This window comes from Janthinobacterium svalbardense (genome assembly GCF_002327145.1).
In the GTDB taxonomy this organism is placed as follows: domain Bacteria; phylum Pseudomonadota; class Gammaproteobacteria; order Burkholderiales; family Burkholderiaceae_D; genus Janthinobacterium; species Janthinobacterium tructae.
This window is the reverse complement of record NZ_CP023422.1, coordinates 5799681-5812506: the sequence shown is the minus strand read 5'-3', so window position 1 is coordinate 5812506 and position 12826 is coordinate 5799681. Positions and strand designations below refer to the sequence as shown.

Genomic DNA, 12826 nt, shown 5'->3' with positions numbered 1-12826 from the left:
TGCCCCCAGCGGAGCACGCGAAGACAATAAAAGCGCACGCGGCAATGACCGCGTCCAGATACAGCGCATCGGGAAAAAAATCGGGAGTTTCACATGACATCAGTTCTGTTTTCTGCTGTTGGTTTCAGCCATTTCCCCTCTGGAGCGGCCAGTATGCTGCATCCGCCTTCCTAGCCGCCGCTATCCGGCTCCTCCTCCCCTGCGACGGGGGGCTTTTCGTGAGTCCGACCGCGCCACCCGGCGTGGCCGCTGGCACAGTGCATCCTTTTTTCAGGAAGGGTTGCCGGCTCCTGGTGCGTGCACCGGAATCACCGGCCCGACGAACTATGCTTTCGATAGCGACCAAAGTGGAACAGATCGTGATGGAATCGGCGTTTCTCAGCGAGGGGCTGGGCCGGGGCTTGCTCAACCTGTCGGAACTGGCGCGCCAGTTGCAGCCGCAATTGCAGACCGACTTATGGAAACCGGTGGGGCAGGCCGCCGTGGTGATGGCGCTGCGCCGCCTGGCCGAGCGGATGCCGCAGCAGAAAAGCGGCGAGATCGTGCTGGCGCACCGCGCGGGCGAACTGTCCACGCGCAGCGAATTGATGATTTTTACCTACCGCTACTCCGACCAGACGTATGCCTGCCAGCGCCAGTTGCTGGCGCTGGCAGCGCCCCAGCGCGGCACGTTCATTACGGTCACGCGCGGCGTCAACGAGGTGATGGTGATCTGCAGCCGTTCGCTGCATGCGCTGGTGGAAGAGGTGTTCGGCGAAGAGCAGGAACTGGCGCGCCTGGAACGGGTGACGGCCGTGACCTTGCATCTGGCGCCCGAAACCTGCTATACGCCGGGCGTGTATCACGCCATCCTCAAGCGCCTGGCCTGGGAGCGCATTAACCTGATCAATATCATCTGCACGTATACGGAGCTGACCTTGCTGCTGGAAGCATCGCAGACGGGGGCCGCTTTTTCCGTGCTGTCGAAAATCGTCGCGCAATGAAAAACGCCCCGCTTGCGCGATGCAGCGGGGCGCTTGAGCGCGCAAGCGCGGTTTATTTTTCCAGTTGCGTGCGCACGCGGGCGATTGCGGCGCGCACCTGGCGCGGCGCGGTGCCGCCCACGTGATCGCGCGCGGCGACGGAGCCTTCCAGCGTCAGCACTTCAAACACGTCTTCACCGGTCAACGGGGAAAACGCGCGCAGCTGCTCCAGCGTCAGGTCGGCCAGGTCGCAACCGGCATCGACGCAGGCGCGCACGGCCAGGGCCACCGCTTCATGGGCGTCGCGGAACGGCAAGCCCTTCTTGACCAGGTAGTCGGCCAGGTCGGTCGCCGTGGCATAACCCTGCAGGGCTGCCGCGCGCATCGCTTCCGGTTTCACCGTGATGCCGCCGGCCATGTCGGCGAAGATGCGCAAGGTGTCGATGACGGTGTCGACGGTGTCGAACAGCGGTTCCTTGTCTTCCTGGTTATCCTTGTTGTAGGCCAGCGGCTGGCCTTTCATCAGGGTCAATAGGCCAATCAGGTGGCCATACACGCGGCCCGTCTTGCCACGGGCGAGCTCGGGCACGTCCGGGTTTTTCTTTTGCGGCATGATCGACGAGCCAGTGCAGAAGCGGTCGGCGATGTCGATGAAGCCGATGCGAGGGCTCATCCAGATGACCAGTTCCTCGGCCATGCGCGACACGTGCATCATCAGCACGGCGGCAGCGGCGCAGAATTCGATGGCGAAATCACGGTCCGACACGGCGTCGAGCGAGTTGTGGCAGACGTCGTCGAAGCCCAGCGTTTTTGCCACGCGCAGGCGGTCGATGGGGAAGGTGGTGCCGGCCAGGGCGGCGGCGCCCAGCGGCAGGCGGTTGACGCGCTTGCGGCAATCGGCCATGCGCTCGGCATCGCGGCCGAACATTTCGACATACGCCAGCATGTGATGGCCGAAGGTGATCGGCTGGGCCACCTGCATGTGGGTAAAGCCCGGCATGATGGTGTCGGCATGCTGCTCGGCCAGGTCCGTCAGCGCGCTGCGGAACGTCGCCAGCAGGGTGGTGATGTCGTCGATGGCGGAACGCACGTACAGGCGGATGTCGGTGGCTACCTGGTCGTTGCGCGAACGGCCGGTGTGCAATCGCTTGCCCGCATCGCCTACCAGTTCGGTCAGGCGTTTTTCGATATTCAGGTGGACATCTTCCAGATCCAGCAGCCATTCGAACTGGCCGGCGGCGATTTCCTGCGAGATTTGCGCCATGCCGCGCACGATTTCCGCGTAGTCGGCCGGGCTGATGATGGCTTGCGCATGCAGCATTTCCGCATGGGCGAGCGAACCTTCGATGTCGAACAGCGCCAGGCGCTTATCAAAAAATACAGAAGCTGTGTAGCGCTTGACGAGGTCCGAGACCGGTTCGGAAAACCGGGCCGACCAGGCTTCGCCCTTTTTGGAGAATTGATCAGTCATGAAAGAAGTCCTTTAGTGTAGGGCGATTATAAACAAGGTTGGCCAGCGGTAGGGCTTTTAGGACCTTGCAGGGCGCTGAAATGGCCAGGAATGGGGCTGGCAAGCGTCAAATGGCAGGCGCGGGCGGTGCTTGCGCGTTCCATCCGGGCTTTTTGTATTCTGTCCCGCGAATCGTGCGTTTGGTCGCAATCCGATGGCAGTTCAGGGGTGATCGGCCTACAGTTCAATCATCGCAACACACAACCAGCCACTCAAAGGACACCATCATGAACATCGCTAAAAACATGGAAGCCATCTTCGTTGCCATCATCGCCATCGCCGCCGCCACCAGCCTGGCCACCGCCGCCGTGCCGAAATTGCGCGCCGCGCCAGCCCCCATCGCCGCCAGCGCCGATCAAGCCACCATGCACACCGTGTATGTCAGCGCCAAGCGTCTGAGCGCAGAAGAAAAAGCCGCCCTGTAAGCGTGGCGGCCGCATGCCAGTCGCAGCTACGGCAGCAGCAGGCAGTACCCCCGTCATCAGCAGTCAGCAGGGGCGGCGCGCCGATTCTTTCGTGCCGGGTAACAGCAGCGCGCAAATCGCCGATGATCAGTTTTTTCCACGACAGGCGGACAGCGTGATGCCACACTTGAAGATCAGCACCGACAAGGCGGAACTCGACGTTCCAGCCATCCACCATTTTCTCAGCACGCAATCGACATGGGCCATCGGCATCCCGCAGGCCACCGTACAGCGCGCCATTGACCATTCGCTGTGCTTTGGCGGCACGCTCGACGGGTGTCAGGTGGCGTTCGCCCGCGTGGTCAGCGACTACGCCACGTTTGCCTATCTGGTCGACGTGTATGTGCTGCAAGAGTACCGCGGCCGTGGCTACAGCAAGCGCCTGATGGAGGCCGTGATGGCACATCCCGACTTGCAGGACTTGCGCCGTTTCATGCTGGCCACCAGCACGGCGCATGGCTTGTATGTGCGTCACGGCTTTACCGCGCCGCTCAGGCCGGAGACGCTGATGGAGCGGTATTTTCCCGATATTTATCGGCGTTGAACAGCTGGCACGGTTTGCGCGCGACCCCGGTCTTGCCCTGATATCTCCGTTTTCTCGATCAACAACGCGACAATCCACTATTGGATACTGACTCCATGACCTCTTATTTTCTCTGGCCTCTCCTTGCTGTTTCGCTCACGGCGACTGGCGCACCCATGCTGGAGGCATTCAGTCCGGCGCCTTGCGAGACGGGCATTTTTCGCCAGGACCGGACTGGCTTCGTCGCCGTCACCAAAGGGGGCAAAGGGTACAGCTACACCTTCAGCGACGGGACCGTTGGCAACACGCAGGATGCCGGGGCATTGGTCGTGTGCGGAAAGGACGCCGTGCTTGTCAGCGGCAAGGAACGCTGGCCGAAAGTGGCATTGGCCGAAGCCAATACGCGCTTTGAATCGCATGGCGTCATGCTCGCTGGCCGCTTGCTGGAAGCGCCGGGCGCAGGCAAGAACACGCCGCTGGTCGTGTATGCCCATGGTTCCGAAGGCAGCGGCTGGATCGACCACGCGCGTGATCCTTACCAGATGGTTGGACGGGGCGTGTCTGTTTTCGTGTATGACAAGCGCGGTACAGGGCTATCCGAAGGCGAATATACGCAGAATTTTCCGCGCCTGGCCGATGACCTGGTGGCCGCGTCGCACGAAGCCAAACGGCTGGCGCAAGGCCGCTACGGCCGCTTCGGCCTGATGGGGGTGAGCCAGGGCGGCTGGATCGCCCCGCTGGCGCAGGCGCGCGCCAAGGCGGAATTTCTCGGCATCGGCTACGGCCTGGTGGCCGATATCACGGAGCAGGATGCGGCGCAGGTCGCCATGGAATTGCGGGACAAAGGCTATGGCGGCGACGTCATCGCCAAGGCCAGGATGGTGACGGATATCACGGCAAGAATCGTCAAATCCGGCTACAAGGATGGCCTGGACGACCTGGCGGCATTCCAGCAGCAGTTCGGCAAGGAAGCGTGGTTTGGCCTCATCAAGGGAGGCTACACGGGCGTGTTGCTGGGCATACCGGTCGATGAGCTGCGTAAGCATGGCGTGCCGCGGTTCGACAAGCTCGGTGTCGACTGGTCGCAAGATCCGGTGCAGGTATTGCGCCAGGTCACAGTGCCGCAGCTATGGGCCTTGGCAGAGGACGATCGCCAGGCGCCGCCGGCTGTCACCGTGGAGCGCCTGACGGCATTGCGCGGCCAGGGCCAGGCCATCTCGGTCTACCTCTTCCCGCAGGCAGATCACGGCATGCGCAGCTACGCGCAGGCATCGGATGGAACGCACAAACCCACCGTCATCACGCCAGGGTTTTATGATTTGATGGCCGACTGGGCAAAGGGCGGCGTCGATGGCGCGTACGGACAGGCGTACCGCAAATAAGAACGCCACGGCGGCTGTGCATCGCCGTGGCGTTGTTTTACTGCCAGTGCATCAGGCAGGGTGGAATCAGCAGCAGCAGCGCCAGCACCAGATAGATCAGCTGCAGCGGAATCATCCACTTGGCCCAGGTAATCCACGGCACGCGCGCCAGCGCCAGCACGCCGACGGTGATGCCGGAAGTGGGAATCATCGGCGTGGTGAATTCGCCGAACTGGAAGGCCAGGATGGCCGTCTGGCGCGTCACGCCCACCAGGTCGGCCAGTGGCGCCATGATGGGCATGGTCAGCGCCGCCTGGCCGCTGCCGGAATGGATGAAGAAGTTGATCACTGACTGCATGAAGAACATCTTTTGCGCGGCAAAGACGGGGCTTGACGACGCCACCAGGGGCGTGAGCGCATGCAGCATGGTGTCGATGATCTGCGCATCGCGCGCCAGGATCATGGTGCCGCGCGCCAGCGCGATGACGAGTGCCACGCTGACCATGTCGCGCGCGCCTTGCACGAAGGATGCCACCAGGCTGTCCATGTCGAGCCGGCCAACCAGGCCGACGACGATGGCCATCACCAGGAACAGGGCGGCGATTTCATCGATGAACCAGTCGTACTTGACGACGCCGACGACCATCGTCAGCAAGGTCGCCATGAAAATCCACAGCACCGCGCGGTGCGTGCGGGTCATACCGGCAAAGCTGTCGAGGTCCATCGAATGCTCGCTGCGCTTTTCGATGTCGAGCAGGTAGGTCGGGCTTTTCTCCGGATGGCGCTTGATGCGCGCCGCGTACCACATCAAAAACACGATGCTGACCGCCGTGGCGATGGCCCACACGATCAGGCGGTAGCCGATGCCGGAAAAGATCGGCACGCCGGCGATGCCCTGCGCGATGCCGACGTTGAACGGATTTAAAAAGGCGGCGGAAAAGCCCACCTGCGAGCCGATGAAAGGAATCGACACGCCCGTGATGGTGTCATAGCCCAGCGCCAGCGCCAGCGGTACGAAGATCAGGATGAAGGGAATGGCTTCCTCGTTCATGCCGAAAGTGGCGCCGCCCAGCGAGAACATGGTGAAGAAGACGGGAATGATGGCGGCGCGCACGAAGCGCGAACTGGTATGCGCCTTGGCGATGGCCTTGATCAGCGAATCGAAGGCTTCGGTTTTTTGCAGCACGGCGAAGGCGCCGCCGACGATCAGGATGAAGCCGATGATCAGGCTGGCATCGACGAAGCCCTTGATGGGCGCCATCATCAGCGCGGCCAGTCCCTGCGGCTTGTTGTCCACGTAGTGAAACGTGCCGGGAATGATCAGCTGTTTGCCGTTCACCAGTTGGGTATCGAATTTCCCGCCCGGTACCAGCCAGGTCGCCAGGGCGATCATGGCCAGGATGCCGCACAGCAGGACGAAGGTATTGGGCAGCTTGAATTTTTTCATGGCGCTTTTTTTGGAATTTTTATTGGCTCAGCAGGCTGCCGCCGCGGAAGGCGATGGCGCCGGCGACCTTGCCGACGTTCATGCCGCGCAAGACATGGCGGTGGGCGCTGCGCGCAAAGAAGACTCCGGCGACGCTGCAGCGCAAGGTCGTCGTCTCGCCGCTGACCGGATCGATCAGGTCGGCCAGCGCATCGCCGGCGGCCAGCACCTCGCCCATTTCGCGCAGATACACCAGCACGCCGTGATGCGGCGCGAGGATCGGTTCCACGCCGGCCAGCGGCGTGGGCTGGCATTGCGGTGCAGGCAGGTCGTCGCCGGCGCCGGCGATCTCCAGCACGCCCTCGATGGCAAGAAAGCGCAGCAGGGCGGTGGCGTCGCGCTCTGCCAGGGCATAGCTCACTTCCACTTCGCCGCGCAATTCGACGGTGGTCGACAGGCAGGCGGCGGGAATCGGATAGCGGCCCTGGAAGTGTGCGTCCAGGTCCCACCACAGGCGGCTGCAGGCTTCGTCGAACGGCTCTTCGCCGGCCGCCAGTTCCAGCAGCACGGCGCGCGCGCCCAAGAGCGCGGACAGGGGCGCGATCTGCGCTGCCAGCGGCGTGCCCGTATAGATGTGCAGGGCCGCCTCGTTATCGCAATGCAGGTCGAGCACGATGTCGGCATCAATGGCCATGCCCAGCAGCGTCTTTTTCAGCGTCTCCGCATCCGTGGACGGCCGCCAGGCGGCGACGGCGTCGCGCGCATGCTGGCGTATCAGCGCCACGTTGGCTTGCGCATCTTGCCCCAGCTTGCCATCGAGCGTGGTTTTCAGTTCATCGGCCACGTGGCGGTAGGCGCGGTTGAAGTTGATGCCGGTGGTCAGGTCGAAGCGGCCGAACGGCGCGCCATGGATGGCTTGCGCCAGGCCGATGGGATTGGCGGCCGGTACCAGAATCACTTCGCCGTGGATCTTGCCCGCCGCCTCTAGCGCCAGCAACTCGCGGCGCAAGCATTGCGATACCAGCATGCCCGGTACTTCGTCCGCGTGCAGCGCCGCCTGGATATACACCTTCTTGCCGCTGCGGCTATTGGCTGCTGCGGCGCCGAAGTGGAAGCTGCTCAATTGGCAGGTGATGCTGGCGTGCGCAGTGGAGATGGGATGCTGTTGTACTTGCATGGAAAATTCGCCCCAAAACGGGGCGCGGTTGATGGATTTCGGTCGATTATGTAGCATTATTTTCACGAAGTAAATCAATGAAAATCCTTTTACAAATATTTGTTGAGTTTTCTTTTTGATATGAGTAGAGTAAGTTCCAGCGACCCGTTTTCGCCTTTTTATGCGTCATCCGCCATGTACAAGAACACAGGCCGCCAGTGATATGAAATCCTCCGCCAGTCCTGCCCGTAACAGCTTCCGCGCGCCGGTGGCCGCCGCCCTGTCGTCGCCCGATGCCGCCTTCGCGCAATCGCCGTTGGGGCAAACGCTGATGCACCTGCTGGCCAGCGGCTCGGCCTCGCAGCGGCAGATCGCCGATTACCTGCTGCGCAACCAGATGCGCGTGACGGCGCTGGGCATCGAGGAACTGGCCGACAGCTGCCAGGTATCGACGGCCACCATCAGCCGCTTCGCGCGCGACATCGGCCAGAAGAATTATTCGGCCATGCGCAGCGCCATGGCCGAAACCCTGCAATCGCTGTTGCAGCCAGTCGACAAATTGCGCCGTACGATACAACGGCGTGGGCGCGCCACATCACCCGTCACGGAAAGCCTGGAGTATGCGGCCGCGAACATTGCCGCCACCTCCGATGCCCTGTCGCCGCCTGCCATGCAGGCCGTGGTGCGGCGCCTGACGCGCGCCAAGGTGGTGTATGTGATGGGGTTTGGCCTGTCGGCCAACCTGGCGGGCATGCTGGTGCAGCATCTGCAGCCGTTTTGCCCGCATGTGGTGGAAGTGGTGGGCATCGGCGGTTCGGAAGTGGCGGCCGGGCATCTGGTCAACCTGACGGCGCACGACGTGCTGGTGGTGATTTCGTTGCCCCGCTATACGCTCGACTGCATCGGCCTGGCCAGCTTTGCGCGCGACCGCGGCGCCTGCATCGTGGCGCTCACCGATTCTCCGGCATCCCCCCTGGCCGAACTGGCCGATCACGCCTTGTATGCGCAAAGCACGCATCCCGTCCTGCCCAGCAGCGCCAGCACGGCACTGGCCGTGATCGAGGCGCTGGCCGTGGCGCTGATGGTATCGAACAAGAACAACGTTGAAAAAGCGGCCCGCCTGAGCGAAGTCATCGCCGCCTATTTGTACGGCGGCGAGCATGGCGTGCCGGGGCCCCGGAAAGCAGTATTCAGGCAGCGCAAGGCAGTATAAAAATCATGATAAAAATCAGACATACACCATTGGGGGGAGTTGCAATGCACATGAAAAGACAGGACGGCCGTTCCGTATTGCCACGCGAGTCGCTGCTGGCGCAAGGCGTGCGCCTGGCGCTGGGCGCCTTGAGCGTGTCGGCGGCGCTGGGCATGCTGGCCAGCGGCGCGCAGGCACAGGAACAGGAGCAGGCGCGCGATGGCGAGCCGGCGCCGAAAAAAATGCAGCGCGTGGAGATCACGGGTTCGGCCATCAAGCGCCTGGAATCGGAGACGGCGCTGCCGGTGCAGGTCATCACGCGCGCCGATATCGAGAAGGCGGGCGTGACGACGGCGGCCGAGCTGATGGCGCGCGTGTCGGCCAACGTGGGCGGCCTGACCGATGGCGTCAGCATCAATGTGGGCGGCGACCAGCGCGGCTTCAACAGCGCCAACCTGCGCGGCGTGGGCACCTCATCGACCCTGGTGCTGCTCAATGGCCGGCGCATGGCCAACTTTGCCTCGCCCGGCGACGATGCGGGCGTGGACCTGAATAACATTCCCGCCGCCGCCCTGCAGCGCGTGGAAGTATTGCTCGACGGTGCCTCGGCCCTGTACGGCACGGACGCCATCGGCGGCGTCATCAATTTTATTACGCGCAAGGATTACCAGGGCGTGGAGCTGAATGTCTACGGCAGCCGCACCGATGAAGGCGGGGCCGGCAAGCGCACTGCCAGCATCACGGCCGGCACCGGTGACCTGGCGGCGGATGGCTACAATATCTTTGCCGTGGTCGACCTGCAAAAAACCGACCGCCTGAGCACTTCGCAGCGCAAGTTCATTCCGAACCTGCATGTGCCGGAACGCCTTGGTCATTTGTTGTCCAGTTACACCAGTCCGGCGAATATCCGCCTCTCCAGCGACCAGCGCGACTACCTGCAGGAACAGGGCTTCCTGCTCAATGGGAAGCCGATCACGAATCGCCTGATCAACCTGTCGATTCCCGGCTGCAGCGGCCCTGCCAATGTGTACCTGCCGGGGGGCACGGGCGGCGTCGATGCGTGTACCTATAACTATATGGGCGACACCGAGCTGTATCCGAAGACGGACAAGCAGAACCTGCTGACGCGCGGCGTCCTCAAATTGAACAATGATCACCAGCTGTATGCCGAGGTGGCGTTGAGCCGTTCGCGCAGCTATTACGTGGGATCGACAGCGCGGCCGGATGGTGAAATCGACGCCAGCATGGTGCCGCAGCTGAGCGCGGCCGGTCTGACTGACACGCTGGCCCTGCGCATCCGCCTGAACGAAGCGGGCATGCGCACCAGCGAATTGACCAGCGAAAGCCAGCGTTACGTGGTGGGCGCCACCGGCACCGTGGGCGGCTGGGATTACGACGTGGGCTTGAATCACAGCGTCAACGTGGTCAGGGACAAGGACACGCACGGCTACCTCCTGGCCGACCAGCTACAAAAGGGCATCACGGATGGCACCATCAATCCCTTCGGCCCGTCCAGCGCGGCGGGCAAGGCACTGCTCGATAGCATCCAGATCAACGACGAGGTGCGGCATGCGCGCGGCGTCATGGACTCGCTCGATTTCAAGGTGTCGCGCGCGCTGATGGCGCTGGGCGGCGGCGACCTGGCGCTGGCCGTGGGCGGCGAAGTGCGGCGCGAGCGCACGGACTTCCGGCCATCGGCATTGTTGATGAGTAATAACATCACCAACGACGAAGCGCCCGAAGGGGGCGTGGCCACCAGCGACAGCCGCAATGTGCAGGCCATCTACAGCGAACTGCTGCTGCCATTCAGCAAGCAGTGGCAGGCGCAGCTCTCGGGCCGCTATGACCATTACCAGCAGGTGGGCGGCGCCTTGAGTCCTAAAATCGGCCTGACCTACATGCCCAGCAAGCAGGTGCTGCTGCGCGCCTCGGCCGGCAAGGGCTTCCGCGCGCCATCGATGTCGGACCTGCACCGGCCCACCGTCTATAGCCAGACGGCGACCCTGCCCGATCCCGTGTACTGCGAAGCCGAGGACAACGACTACTCTGTCTGCGCCGACAACTGGCGTACGCGCCGCTACAGCAACGACAAGCTGAAACCGGAACGCAGCCGCCAGTTCACGGCCGGCCTGGTGCTCGAGCCCAGCCAGCACTGGACCTTCAGCTTTGATTACTGGAACATCAAGCGTACGGACCTGATCAGCGAAATCGGCGACGACATCATCCTGTCCAACCTGGCCAAATACGGCAACCTGGTGCACCGCGATGAAGACAATGGGATCGACTACATCGAGCTGCGCAAGGAAAACCGCGGCGCGCAAAAAGCCGCGGGCATCGATATCACGGCCGACCTGCATGGCGTGAAAACGGCGTGGGGGCGTTTCGGCGGCCACCTGAGCGGCACGTATGTGCTCGACTCGAAAATCCAGACCAGCCCCGGAGACGTTTTTATCAGTAACTTGAATAAATTCGTCACGGACGGCGTGGTGCAGCGCTGGCGCCATACGATCACGCTGGACTGGGATAATGGCCCGTATTCGGCCAGCCTGTCGAACACGTATTCGAGCGGCTATGATGACCAGAATTCGGCCATCAACACGGACGACGGCAGCGTGGTCAAGCCGAACCGGGTGAAGGCCTACACGCTGTGGGACATGTCGGGTGCGTATGCGGTCAGCAAGCAGTTCAAGCTGCGCGCGGGCATACAGAATCTGTTCAATACCAGCCCGCCGTACTCGAACCAGGCGTACTTCTTCCTGTCCGGCTATGACCCTACTTATTCGGACCCGCGCGGCCGGCGCTTCTATGCCAGCGCCAATTACAGCTTCAAGTAGGGCGGCAAAGCAGGAGATACCGCAATACGGCTGTCACACGCAGCGGGTAGTATCGTAGCTCGATGGCGTAGGTTGCAAGCAGCAGTTTTGGCAGCAAGGGCGCGCGCCAGGCGCGTGCCCCTTTCCATGTATTCGAGAGGCACCATGAAATCATCTTCAAGCCTGTATCACACCTTCCGCGCCGCGCTGCTGTTCGCGCTGGCATTGTGCAGCTTCCATGCCGTGGCGGCGCCTGGCGGCAGTGCCATCGGCAGCGCCCCGCAGGGCACCCTCGTCATCATTGGCGGCGGCCTGCGCGCCGACAATGCCGAAGTCTGGCAGCGCATCGTCAAGTTGTCGGGCGGGCCGGGCGCGCGGATCGCCGTGCTGGCCTCGGCCGCGATGAATCCGGAAAAGTCGGGTGAAAGCATCATCCAAAAACTCAATCAATATGGCGCCGATGCCTTTTTCGTGCCGCTGGCCGTCAAGCTGCCCAATCGCGATTACCGCAAGGCGGCCGAAGATCCGGCCATCGTCACGCAGATCAAGTCGGCCAGCGGCATCTATTTTGCTGGCGGCGACCAGGGCCGCATCACGCAAGCCTTGCTGCGCCCGGACGGCAGCCGCACGGCCGCGCTGGAAGCCATCTGGTCGGTCTACCGCAATGGCGGCGTGATCGCCGGTTCCAGCGCCGGCGCCGCCATCATGAGCACCACCATGTTCTACGATGCCAAGCCCGTGCTCGACATGCTCAAGATGGGCGTCACGGATGGCCGCGAGATTGCGCCGGGGCTGGGCTTCATCGGCAGCGATGTCTTCGTGGACCAGCATCTGCTGGTACGCGGGCGCTTTGCGCGCATGATTCCCGTGATGCTGAAAAAAGGCTATCACCTGGGGCTGGGTATCGATGAAAACAGCGCCATGGTGGTCGACGCCATGCGCGACGTGGAAGTCATCGGCTACAGCGGCGCCTTGCTGATCGACTTGTCGGGCGCCATCAGCGACCGTGGTGTGAAAAATTTCAATATCAGCAACGCGGCCATCAGCTACCTGGACCGGGGCGACAAATTCAACCTCGTCACGCGCGTGTTTACACCCTCGCCGGACAAGGCCGACAACAAGCTCGATCCGAACCAGCCCGACATGCGCGAACCTGTGTTTACCAACGATATCCTCGGCAATAACGCCGTGCTGGACCTGATGGGCAACCTGATCGACAACGCGCAGCAGGAAGCCATCGGCATCGCCTTCGGCAACCCGCGCGACCCGTACCCGGACCTGGGTTTTGAATTCAGGTTCAGCAAGACCGTCAACAGCGTCGGCTACAGTTCGACCGAGGCGGAAGCGTATTCGGTGCTGAAGCTGCGCCTCGATATCCGCCCGATCCAGCTGCGCCAGCCGCTGTACCGCTACAAATAG

Annotated in this window: 10 protein-coding genes; 7 read left to right on the top strand and 3 right to left on the bottom strand. The window is 62.6% G+C overall.

The window, feature by feature from the left end; translation table 11 throughout:
* Positions 1 to 326: 326 nt before the first annotated feature.
* On the top strand, positions 327 to 983 hold the full coding sequence (locus tag CNX70_RS25870) for a hypothetical protein (RefSeq protein ID WP_096237898.1): 657 nt from the start codon (positions 327 to 329) through the stop codon (positions 981 to 983).
* Between the two features lie 52 nt (positions 984 to 1035).
* On the opposite strand, the gene argH is transcribed toward CNX70_RS25870, so the two are convergent.
* A complete protein-coding gene (gene argH / locus CNX70_RS25865; RefSeq protein ID WP_096237897.1) occupies positions 1036 to 2433 on the bottom strand; it encodes an argininosuccinate lyase in 1398 nt (465 codons plus the stop codon).
* A gap of 266 nt (positions 2434 to 2699) precedes the next feature.
* Between argH and CNX70_RS25860 the strand changes: the two genes are divergently transcribed.
* The 3 genes from CNX70_RS25860 to CNX70_RS25850 all read left to right on the top strand — a co-directional run bounded on the left by CNX70_RS25860 (position 2700) and on the right by CNX70_RS25850 (position 4841).
* Entirely contained in the window at positions 2700 to 2897 is a 198-nt protein-coding gene (locus CNX70_RS25860; protein ID WP_096237896.1) for a hypothetical protein, read from the top strand.
* Between the two features lie 13 nt (positions 2898 to 2910).
* Positions 2911 to 3480, top strand: a complete 570-nt coding sequence (locus CNX70_RS25855) for a GNAT family N-acetyltransferase (protein ID WP_341865538.1) — start codon at positions 2911 to 2913, stop codon at positions 3478 to 3480.
* Between the two features lie 155 nt (positions 3481 to 3635).
* On the top strand, positions 3636 to 4841 hold the full coding sequence (locus CNX70_RS25850; protein WP_157751280.1) for an alpha/beta hydrolase family protein: 1206 nt from the start codon (positions 3636 to 3638) through the stop codon (positions 4839 to 4841).
* A gap of 37 nt (positions 4842 to 4878) precedes the next feature.
* Here the strand turns inward: CNX70_RS25850 and CNX70_RS25845 are convergent, their stop codons facing one another.
* Both CNX70_RS25845 and CNX70_RS25840 read right to left on the bottom strand, forming a co-directional pair.
* Positions 4879 to 6267: a YfcC family protein gene (locus CNX70_RS25845; RefSeq protein WP_096237894.1), complete on the bottom strand. Its 1389-nt coding sequence runs from the start codon at positions 6265 to 6267 to the stop codon at positions 4879 to 4881.
* A gap of 19 nt (positions 6268 to 6286) precedes the next feature.
* Entirely contained in the window at positions 6287 to 7423 is a 1137-nt protein-coding gene (locus CNX70_RS25840) for a succinylglutamate desuccinylase/aspartoacylase family protein (protein ID WP_096238680.1), read from the bottom strand.
* A gap of 202 nt (positions 7424 to 7625) precedes the next feature.
* Between CNX70_RS25840 and CNX70_RS25835 the strand changes: the two genes are divergently transcribed.
* The 3 genes from CNX70_RS25835 to CNX70_RS25825 all read left to right on the top strand — a co-directional run bounded on the left by CNX70_RS25835 (position 7626) and on the right by CNX70_RS25825 (position 12826).
* The gene (locus CNX70_RS25835) at positions 7626 to 8615 is read left to right on the top strand and encodes a MurR/RpiR family transcriptional regulator (RefSeq protein ID WP_096237893.1); all 990 of its coding nucleotides are present in this window, start codon (positions 7626 to 7628) and stop codon (positions 8613 to 8615) included.
* A 44-nt stretch (positions 8616 to 8659) separates the two neighbouring features.
* A complete protein-coding gene (locus tag CNX70_RS25830) occupies positions 8660 to 11428 on the top strand; it encodes a TonB-dependent receptor (RefSeq protein WP_096237892.1) in 2769 nt (922 codons plus the stop codon).
* Positions 11429 to 11572: 144 nt separating this feature from the next.
* Positions 11573 to 12826, top strand: a complete 1254-nt coding sequence (locus CNX70_RS25825; protein WP_096237891.1) for a cyanophycinase — start codon at positions 11573 to 11575, stop codon at positions 12824 to 12826.

Bases quoted from the DNA above. Each gene is read 5' to 3' on its own strand.
- CNX70_RS25855 (WP_341865538.1), top strand. From the start codon at position 2,911: ATGCCAGTCGCAGCTACGGCAGCAGCAGGCAGTACCCCCGTCATCAGC.
- CNX70_RS25860 (WP_096237896.1), top strand. From the start codon at position 2,700: ATGAACATCGCTAAAAACATGGAAGCCATCTTCGTTGCCATCATCGCC.
- argH (WP_096237897.1), bottom strand. From the start codon at position 2,433: ATGACTGATCAATTCTCCAAAAAGGGCGAAGCCTGGTCGGCCCGGTTT.
- CNX70_RS25830 (WP_096237892.1), top strand. From the start codon at position 8,660: ATGCACATGAAAAGACAGGACGGCCGTTCCGTATTGCCACGCGAGTCG.
- CNX70_RS25845 (WP_096237894.1), bottom strand. From the start codon at position 6,267: ATGAAAAAATTCAAGCTGCCCAATACCTTCGTCCTGCTGTGCGGCATC.
- CNX70_RS25870 (WP_096237898.1), top strand. From the start codon at position 327: ATGCTTTCGATAGCGACCAAAGTGGAACAGATCGTGATGGAATCGGCG.
- CNX70_RS25835 (WP_096237893.1), top strand. From the start codon at position 7,626: ATGAAATCCTCCGCCAGTCCTGCCCGTAACAGCTTCCGCGCGCCGGTG.
- CNX70_RS25850 (WP_157751280.1), top strand. From the start codon at position 3,636: ATGCTGGAGGCATTCAGTCCGGCGCCTTGCGAGACGGGCATTTTTCGC.
- CNX70_RS25840 (WP_096238680.1), bottom strand. From the start codon at position 7,423: ATGCAAGTACAACAGCATCCCATCTCCACTGCGCACGCCAGCATCACC.
- CNX70_RS25825 (WP_096237891.1), top strand. From the start codon at position 11,573: ATGAAATCATCTTCAAGCCTGTATCACACCTTCCGCGCCGCGCTGCTG.